Consider the following 361-nt stretch of genomic DNA (forward strand, 5'->3'; position numbering starts at 1 on the left):
TTGTAATTCCTTATTCGTTATTTCTAAAGATAAATATTTACAAATCTGTTCGATTAATTGATCGATATAGAAAATATCCATATCCATTTTATACGTTCCAGATTCAAATTTAGCCAAGTGAAGCATATCGACAATCAACATATCCATCTTATCCACTTCTTTTGCCATTGCTTCAAAATAGTAATCCTTTTTATGGCTTGCGACACCATCTTTTAAAATCGATATGCAGCTCTTCATGATACTCAAAGGCGTTTTCAGTTCATGTGATACACCAGCGATAAATTCTTTTCTTGTATTTTCTAATTGTTTTTCTTTTTCTATGTCTTGCTGAAGTTGATTAATATGTGAATGTAGTGTATTA

At 30.2% G+C, this 361-nt stretch carries 1 protein-coding gene; it reads right to left on the reverse strand.

Features of this window, described 5'->3' with window-relative positions:
- Positions 1-361: cell wall metabolism sensor histidine kinase WalK (locus MR143_RS33755; RefSeq protein WP_242281305.1), on the reverse strand; the 361-nt coding region annotated here is incomplete at both ends.

The sequence above is a fragment of the Bacillus cereus group sp. BfR-BA-01347 genome (assembly GCF_022663835.1).
Classification (GTDB): domain Bacteria; phylum Bacillota; class Bacilli; order Bacillales; family Bacillaceae_G; genus Bacillus_A; species Bacillus_A thuringiensis_K.